A 7,174-nucleotide genomic window follows, 5' to 3' on the forward strand; every position below is an offset into this window, starting at 1 on the left:
CCCCGGGCCGCCGGGGCCGGGGGGGGGGGGCGGGGGCGCCCCCCCCCCCGCCCGGGGGGTCGCCCACCGGCCCCCGCCGCCGGGCGGGGGACGGCTCGGCGCCGGACCAGGAGGCGTACGTCGTGATCTGGGCCTGCGGGTGCACGGCGGCGAGCCGGTGCACCAGCCGGCCGAGGATGGGGCTGTTCACTCCGCCGAAGCGGTACCGGGCGGGCGTGGGGCCGGCCCCGGCCAGTCGGGCCGCCTCGTCCTGAAGCCCCTGCATCGCAGGCAGCAGGACCCGAGCCCGGGACAGCACCAACTCGCCGAGGGCGGTGGGCCGGGCACCCCGACGGTCCCGCTCGAACAACATCCCGCCCAGGGCCCGCTCGATGCGCTGGAGCTGGGCGGTGAGCGCTGGTTGGGCCAGGCCGAGGGTGGACGCCGCCTTGGTCACGCTCCCCGTTTCCGCGATGGCGCAGACGACCCGCAGGTGTCGCAGCTCCAGATTCATACGGTGACGGTATGGCCACTGTGGGATCGACGGAAGGCCTCGGGGGGATCGGAGTTGACCGATATTCAGGGCGACCCGCCCGGTATCCGGTCAGCCCGGCGGCCGCTGCCGTTGCGGCCGGTCGGTTCCCGGGTCCAGATCCGCCACGTACGTAGGCCTTCCGGTCACCGCGTCGCGTACCTTGTCCACCACGCCCATCGCCGGCTCGACGATCCGGTTCCACGGCGGCGTCGCCGGGGTGCCCGGGTGCGGCCGGGTCGGCGCGGCCTCCTCGGCGATCTCCCACCGGTTGCCCAGCCGGATCAGCTCGGCGTCGGTGGCTACCTCCCGCAGCGGGGCGACCAGCACGTCGACCCGGGCGACGTGCCGACGCAGCCGCTCGGCCACGTCGGCCAGCGCGGGATCCGCCGGGCCGGTCAGGGCCTTCAGGGCGGTCAGCAGCGCGGCGGCCTCGGCGATCTCCCGGTCGACCAGCTCACCGGCCTGCGGCAGCGCCGCCCGCACGGCGGGGAACAGGTACTGCTCCTCCGCCGACAGGTGTCGGGAGACCGTCGCGGTGAGCACCTCGACCACCGAGCCGAGTAGTTGCGGACCGCCGACCGGGTCGTCGGCCCGATCGGCCAGGTCCAGCAGTTGCCGGTGCTCGTCGTCGACGAGTTCGGCGAGGCTGCGTCCGCCGGGCCGGTAGCCCTCGTCGGGCACGGGCGGCAACGGGGGCAGGGGGACGGTCATGGTGCCCTCCTCGGCTGGCGGGCGCGACGGCCCCGAAGGGGAGCGGGGACGGCCCAGTGGGCGGTACGGGACGGCACCGGCGATACCCGGCCCGGGCCCGCGCGAAACGCCAGGGTCCCGCCGGCGGTCCGGCCCGCCCCCGCGGCTGGTATGAAGAACCGATGACGAGCGACGCCGCCTCCGCCCGACCCGACCCCACTGATGAGGTCGTCGACCTCTGCCGTGACCTGCTGCGCATCGACACCACGAACACCGGGGACAACGCCACCAGCGTCGGGGAACGCGTCGCGGCCGAGTACGTCGCGGAGAAACTGGCCGAGGTCGGCGTCAGCGCCGAGATCCACGAGTCCGCGCCGGGCCGGGCCAACCTCGTCGCCCGCATCCCCGGCACCGAACCCGGCCGGGGCGCGCTGCTCGTCCACGGCCACCTCGACGTCGTTCCCGCCGACGCCGACGAGTGGTCGGTCCACCCGTTCTCCGGGGAGATCCGCGACGGCTACCTGTGGGGCCGGGGCGCGATCGACATGAAGGACTTCGACGCCATGGTGCTGGCCGTGGTGCGGCACTGGCAGCGCACCGGGGTCCGCCCCGTCCGCGACATCGTGCTGGCGTTCACCGCCGACGAGGAGGCCGGCAGCGACTACGGCGCGCACTTCCTCTCCGAGCACCACCGCGGCCTCTTCGACGGCTGCACCGAGGCGATCGGCGAGGTCGGCGGCTTCTCGTACTCGATCAACGAGTCCCAGCGGCTCTACCTCATCGAGACCGCGGAGAAGGGCATCGACTGGCTGCGCCTGCACGCCAAGGGCCGGCCGGGCCATGGCTCGATGGTGCACGACGACAACGCCGTCACCGCGCTCGCCGAGGCGGTCGCCCGCATCGGCCGCCACCGCTTCCCCGTGGTCGTCACCGACACCGTGCGGGCGTTCCTGGAGGAGGTCTCCGACCTGCTCGGCGTCGAACTCGACCCGGAGGACCCGGAGGCCGCCATCGCCAAGCTCGGCCCGATCGCCAACATCATCGGGGCGACCATCCGCAACACCGCCAACCCGACCCGGCTCGCCGCCGGTTACAAGGACAACGTCATCCCCGGCCGGGCCACCGCCACCATCGACTGCCGCAGCCTGCCCGGCCAGTCCGAGCTGCTGGAGCGGCAGCTACGCGAGCTGGTCGGCCCGGACATCGCGATCGAGTACATCCAGCGCCAGCCCGCCCTGGAGACCACCTTCGACGGCGACCTGGTCGAGGCAATGTCCGCGGCGCTGCGCGCGGAGGACCCGGGCGCCCGGCCAGTGCCGTACATGCTCTCCGGCGGCACCGACGCCAAGGCCTTCTCCCGGTTGGGCATCCGCTGCTTCGGCTTCGCGCCGCTACGGCTGCCCGCCGATCTCAATTTCTCCGGCCTCTTCCATGGCATCGACGAGCGGGTTCCGGTGGACGGACTACAGTTCGGCGTGCGGGTTCTCGACCGGTTCCTCCGGAGTTGCTGACCGTGTCCGTCGCCCTACCATTTGGCGCGGATCATTCCCCATCGTGAAGGGAACGCACATGACCGACCAGCACGGTGAGCTGGACGCTGCCCTGGAGCGGGTGATCGACGCCGCCCGCGCCCACCTGACCGCCGTCCGAACCGCCCAGGGGCGCGTCGACGACGACGACGTCTGGCAGGCGTACGTCGCGTTGAACAACGCCTCCTGCGCGTACGACGAGCAGTTGCTCGACGCGTTCGGCGAGGTGACCCCCTGGGACGTGGAGTCCATCGACCCCGACGAGGCCGACGAGCGTTTCGGCGCCGCCGCCGAGGGCGTCGAGGCCACCGACCCGCACCCGAGGGTCATCTCGGTGCGCCAGCGCCGCGACTACCGGGTCCCCAGCGTCGCGGCGCTGATCCGGGTCGCCGAGGCGGCCCGCCGCGAGGGCACCCCCACCGACGACGAGCCCGTGGCCGTCGAGGGTGTCGGTGAGGCGGTGCTGGAGCTGTTGCAGAGCGGCGACGGCTCGCTCAGCGCCCTGGACGTCCCGGAGCTGGAACCGCTCGACGGGGTGGTGATGGTCAGCGAGGTCGGCGCCTCGGTCGACCTGGAGTCGTTCGACGACGACGACCCGGTGGGCCCGTTCCAGCCCGCCGACGACGACCGGCTGGTCGGTCGCCTCGACGAGCACCCGTTCCTCGACCTCGAGGACGAGGAGCACGACCACGCGGGGCACCGCCACTAGTAGGCCACGACCGCCCCGGGGCCCGAGCCCACCGCCCGGGCCCCGGGGCGCCGCCGCGCCGTGCTCGCCCCGCCGGCGAGCGACGGTCAGTACGACAGGCCCGGCTGGGGCTGGTTGACCCGGCGGCGGCGCAGCATGACCTGCCGGGTGCCGTCCCGGTACAGCCGCACCCGGGCCAGCTCCCAGCCCGAGAACTCCGCCTGGATCGCCAACTGCGCCGCGGCGGTCAGCCGGTCGACGTTCGAGGGCAACCGTAGCGGCGCGTATTCGTAGTCCATGCCCTCCATGCTGCCCAGCCCGCGGGCCTGTTCGCCACCCCTGCCAGGGTGACCGCCGCCGCCCCACCGGACGGCCCGACTCAGCCGTCCCGCTCCGGGTAACCCACCGGCACGGCCGACACGTCGTCGAGCGCGATGACGATCTCGTCCGGCAGGGTCATCCGCTCCACCTGGAGTGCGCCGAGCAGTTGCCCGACCGTCCGGGCACCGATGATCGGGGCGGTGACCCCCGGCCGGTCCCGGATCCAGACCAACGCCACCTCCAGCGGCGACACGCCCAGCCCGCCGGCGGCCGTGGCGACCGCCTCCACGATGCTGGAGCAGCGCGGCTCCAGGTAGGTCGCCACGAACGCCTCGAAGTGCGGCGAGGCGGCCCGCGAGTCCCCCGGCCGCCCGTGCCGGTACTTGCCCGTGAGCACCCCCCGGCCCAGCGGAGACCAGGGCAGTACCCCCAGGCCCAGTGCGTCGCAGGCCGGCAGCACCTCTCGTTCCACACCCCGCTCCAGCAACGAGTACTCCACCTGGGCGGCCACCACCGGTGCCCGCCCCGGCCACGCCGCCTGCCAGGCCGCGGCCCGCGCGGTCTGCCAGCCGGAGAAGTTCGACACCCCGACGTAGCGGACCCGGCCGCTGGACACCGCGTGATCCAGCGCCGCCAGGGTCTCGTCGAGGGGGGTGTCCGGGTCGTATCCGTGCACCTGCCACAGGTCCACGTGGTCCGTGCCGAGCCGGCGCAGCGAGGCGTCCAGGGTCCGCAGCAGGTGTCCCCGGGAGCCGTCCCGGCGCCGGCCGGTGCCCGGCCGCAGCCCCGCCTTCGTCGCGATCAGCATCTCGTCGCGGGGGACCAGGCTGCCCAACAGCGACCCGATCACCGACTCCGCGTCCCCGTCGCCGTACACGTCGGCGGTGTCGACCAGGTTCCCGCCCGCGTCGAGGTAGCTCTTCAGCTGGGCGGCCGCGTCGTCGGCGTCGGTGTCCCGGCCCCAGGTCATGGTGCCGAGCGCGAGCCGGGAAACCGCCAGCCCGCTTCGGCCGAGCGGTCGCTGTTGCATGGGTGAACCTTATTTCGAACCCGTCGCCACCGACATCCTCGCCTCCGTCAAGTTCCTGCTCCCACTCGGGGCCGGCCCGCCCCCGGGGCCAGTGTGACGCGTTCGGCATGAGCCGGTGATCGGCCCGGCCGCCCGCATTGCGTACCCTGATGCGACCTGTGGTGCGGGATGGGGAGGACCAGTGCGACTCGGACTCAGCCTCGGATACCAGACGGCGTGGAGCACACCCGCCGACCACCTGGCACTTGCCCAGGAGGCGGACCGGCTCGGCTACTCGGTGGTGTGGGCGGCGGAGGCCTACGGCTCCGACTCGCCGACCATGCTGGCCTGGATCGCCGGGCAGACCGAACGGATCGACGTGGGCAGCGCGGTGATGCAGATCCCCGCCCGTACGCCCGCGATGACCGCGATGACGGCGGCGACCATCGACGCGCTCTCCGACGGCCGGTTCCGGCTCGGCCTGGGCGTCTCCGGGCCCCAGGTCTCCGAGGGCTGGCACGGGGTGCGCTTCGCCAAGCCCCTCGCCCGCACCCGGGAGTACGTCGACATCGTCAAGCTCGCCATCGCCCGCAAGTCGGTCGCGTACGACGGCGAGTTCTACACCCTGCCGCTGCCCGACGGCCCCGGCAAGGCGTTGCGGCTCGGCTTCCACCCGCCCCGCGAGCAGGTCCCGATCTACCTCGCTGCGGTCGGCCCGAAGAACCTGGAACTGGCCGGCGAGATCGCCGACGGCTGGCTGGCTGTCTTCTACGCCCCCGAGTTCGCCGAGGAGCAACTCGCCGCCGTGCGGGCCGGCCGCGCGAAGGCCGGCAAGGAGCTCGCCGGCTTCGACGTCGTCCCCTCCGTGCCGGTGGTCGTCGGCGACGACGTGGCGACCTGCGCCGAACTGGTCCGCTACTACGCCGCTCTCTACGTCGGCGGCATGGGCAGCCGGCAGCAGAACTTCTACAACCAGCTCGCCACCCGGATGGGCTACGGCGACGCCGCCCGCGAGGTGCAGGACCTCTACCTGGCCAAGCGGCAACGCGACGCCGCCGCCGCGGTGCCGATGGAGTTCATCGACCGCACCTCACTGCTCGGGCCGAAGGAGCGCATCGCCGAGCGGCTGCGGGAGTACGCCGCGGCCGGCGTCACCACCCTGTCGGTGACCCTCTTCGTCGCCGACCGGGACAGCGGCGTGCAGACCCTGCGTACCGTCGCCGAGGCGCTGGACCTCGCCGGGGTCGGCGAGTGACCTGGATCGAAGCCATCGTCCTGGGCATCGTCCAGGGACTGACCGAGTTCCTGCCGGTCAGCTCGTCGGGGCACCTGCGGATCACCTCGGCCATCTTCTTCGACCGGGACGCCGGAGCCTCGTTCACCGCCGTCACCCAGCTCGGCACCGAGGCCGCCGTGCTGATCTACTTCGCCAAGGACATCTGGCGGATCGCCCGAACCTGGGTGGTCGGCCTCTTCGACCGCTCGGTCCGTAGCAGCCTCGACTACCGCATGGGCTGGTACGTGATCGTCGGCTCCATCCCGATCGGCCTGTTGGGCTTCCTGTTCAAGGACGCGATCCGCGACACGGCCCGCAACCTGTGGGTGGTGGCCACCACGCTGATCGTCTTCGCGTTCGTGCTGGCGTTCGCCGAGTACTGGGGTCGGCAGACCCGCACCCTGAAGGACTTCCGGATGCGTGACGGCATCGTGATGGGCTTCGCCCAGGCGATGGCGCTGATCCCCGGTGTGTCCCGCTCCGGCGGCACGCTGACGGCCGGCCTGCTGCTCAATCTCACCCGCGAGACGGCAGCCCGGTACTCGTTCCTGCTGGCCATCCCGGCCGTGGTGATGTCCGGGGTGTTCAGCGTCCCCGACGTGCTCGAGCCGTCGGCGCCCGGCACCTCCGCGCCGAGCGGCGCGCAGATGGTCGTCGCCACGCTGATCGCCTTCGTCATCGGATACGCGGCCATCGCCTGGCTGCTGCGCTACGTCGCCCACCACACCCTGTACGTCTTCGTGCTGTACCGGGTCGCCCTGGGCACCCTGGTCCTCGCCCTCCTGATGACCGGGTCCCTCTCCGCCACCTGATGACGGGCACCCCCGTGGCCGGCGTGCTCGGTACGCGACGACGCCGCCGGCCGGGCACCCTGTGTGGGGTGTCCGGCCGGTGGTGGTGTTTCGGGGTGGGGGGTCAGCTGTTCCAGTGCTTGGTGACGAGGTCGGCGGCCTGCTGTTCCCACTGGGCGTAGGCGTCGGGGTATGCCGAGACCTGCACGGTCTGGGCGGCCTGGGTCAGGGGCATGTCCTGCCACCCGTCGATCTGCTTGAGGCCCTTGAGGAATGCCAGGGTGGAGTACTCGGGGTCGGTGATCTGCTCGACGGTGCCCCAGCCGCTGGTGGGGCGCTGCTGGAACAGGCCTTGG

At 72.8% G+C, this 7,174-nt stretch carries 8 protein-coding genes and 1 pseudogene; 4 read left to right on the forward strand and 5 right to left on the reverse strand.

Features of this window, described 5'->3' with window-relative positions:
- Together SNR22_RS29010 and SNR22_RS29015 are read right to left on the reverse strand one after the other, a co-directional pair.
- A partial coding sequence (locus SNR22_RS29010) for a LysR family transcriptional regulator (protein ID WP_320069871.1) occupies positions 1–493 on the reverse strand: 493 nt, incomplete at its 3' end.
- Between the two features lie 90 nt (positions 494–583).
- The gene (locus SNR22_RS29015) at positions 584–1,225 is read right to left on the reverse strand and encodes a hemerythrin domain-containing protein (RefSeq protein WP_320069872.1); all 642 of its coding nucleotides are present in this window, start codon (positions 1,223–1,225) and stop codon (positions 584–586) included.
- Positions 1,226–1,386: 161 nt separating this feature from the next.
- On the opposite strand from SNR22_RS29015, the gene SNR22_RS29020 reads away from it, so the two are divergent.
- Positions 1,387–2,715, forward strand: coding sequence for a M20/M25/M40 family metallo-hydrolase (locus tag SNR22_RS29020; RefSeq protein WP_320069873.1), 1,329 nt, complete (start codon positions 1,387–1,389; stop codon positions 2,713–2,715).
- 58 nt (positions 2,716–2,773) lie between these two features.
- On the forward strand, positions 2,774–3,442 hold the full coding sequence (locus SNR22_RS29025) for a hypothetical protein (RefSeq protein ID WP_320069874.1): 669 nt from the start codon (positions 2,774–2,776) through the stop codon (positions 3,440–3,442).
- 86 nt (positions 3,443–3,528) lie between these two features.
- On the opposite strand, the gene SNR22_RS29030 is transcribed toward SNR22_RS29025, so the two are convergent.
- On the reverse strand, positions 3,529–3,720 hold the full coding sequence (locus tag SNR22_RS29030) for a DUF5703 family protein (protein WP_091265978.1): 192 nt from the start codon (positions 3,718–3,720) through the stop codon (positions 3,529–3,531).
- An 80-nt stretch (positions 3,721–3,800) separates the two neighbouring features.
- Complete coding sequence (locus tag SNR22_RS29035; RefSeq protein WP_320069875.1) at positions 3,801–4,772, reverse strand: aldo/keto reductase; 972 nt, start codon at positions 4,770–4,772, stop codon at positions 3,801–3,803.
- Between the two features lie 181 nt (positions 4,773–4,953).
- On the opposite strand from SNR22_RS29035, the gene SNR22_RS29040 reads away from it, so the two are divergent.
- Entirely contained in the window at positions 4,954–6,006 is a 1,053-nt protein-coding gene (locus SNR22_RS29040; protein ID WP_320069876.1) for an LLM class F420-dependent oxidoreductase, read from the forward strand.
- Positions 6,003–6,839 carry an undecaprenyl-diphosphate phosphatase gene (locus SNR22_RS29045; RefSeq protein ID WP_320069877.1) on the forward strand — a complete coding sequence of 279 codons (837 nt, stop codon included), beginning with the start codon at positions 6,003–6,005 and terminating at the stop codon, positions 6,837–6,839. Before SNR22_RS29040 ends, SNR22_RS29045 begins: the two co-directional genes overlap by 4 nt.
- 103 nt (positions 6,840–6,942) lie before the next feature.
- On the opposite strand, the pseudogene SNR22_RS29050 reads toward SNR22_RS29045, so the two are convergent.
- Positions 6,943–7,174, reverse strand: a pseudogene (locus SNR22_RS29050) (hypothetical protein); the annotation flags it as partial.

The organism is Micromonospora sp. RTGN7, assembly GCF_033804645.1.
Lineage (GTDB): Bacteria > Actinomycetota > Actinomycetes > Mycobacteriales > Micromonosporaceae > Micromonospora.

Bases quoted from the DNA above. Each gene is read 5' to 3' on its own strand.
- SNR22_RS29030 (WP_091265978.1), bottom strand. From the start codon at position 3,720: ATGGACTACGAATACGCGCCGCTACGGTTGCCCTCGAACGTCGACCGG.
- SNR22_RS29015 (WP_320069872.1), bottom strand. From the start codon at position 1,225: ATGACCGTCCCCCTGCCCCCGTTGCCGCCCGTGCCCGACGAGGGCTAC.
- SNR22_RS29020 (WP_320069873.1), top strand. From the start codon at position 1,387: ATGACGAGCGACGCCGCCTCCGCCCGACCCGACCCCACTGATGAGGTC.
- SNR22_RS29025 (WP_320069874.1), top strand. From the start codon at position 2,774: ATGACCGACCAGCACGGTGAGCTGGACGCTGCCCTGGAGCGGGTGATC.
- SNR22_RS29035 (WP_320069875.1), bottom strand. From the start codon at position 4,772: ATGCAACAGCGACCGCTCGGCCGAAGCGGGCTGGCGGTTTCCCGGCTC.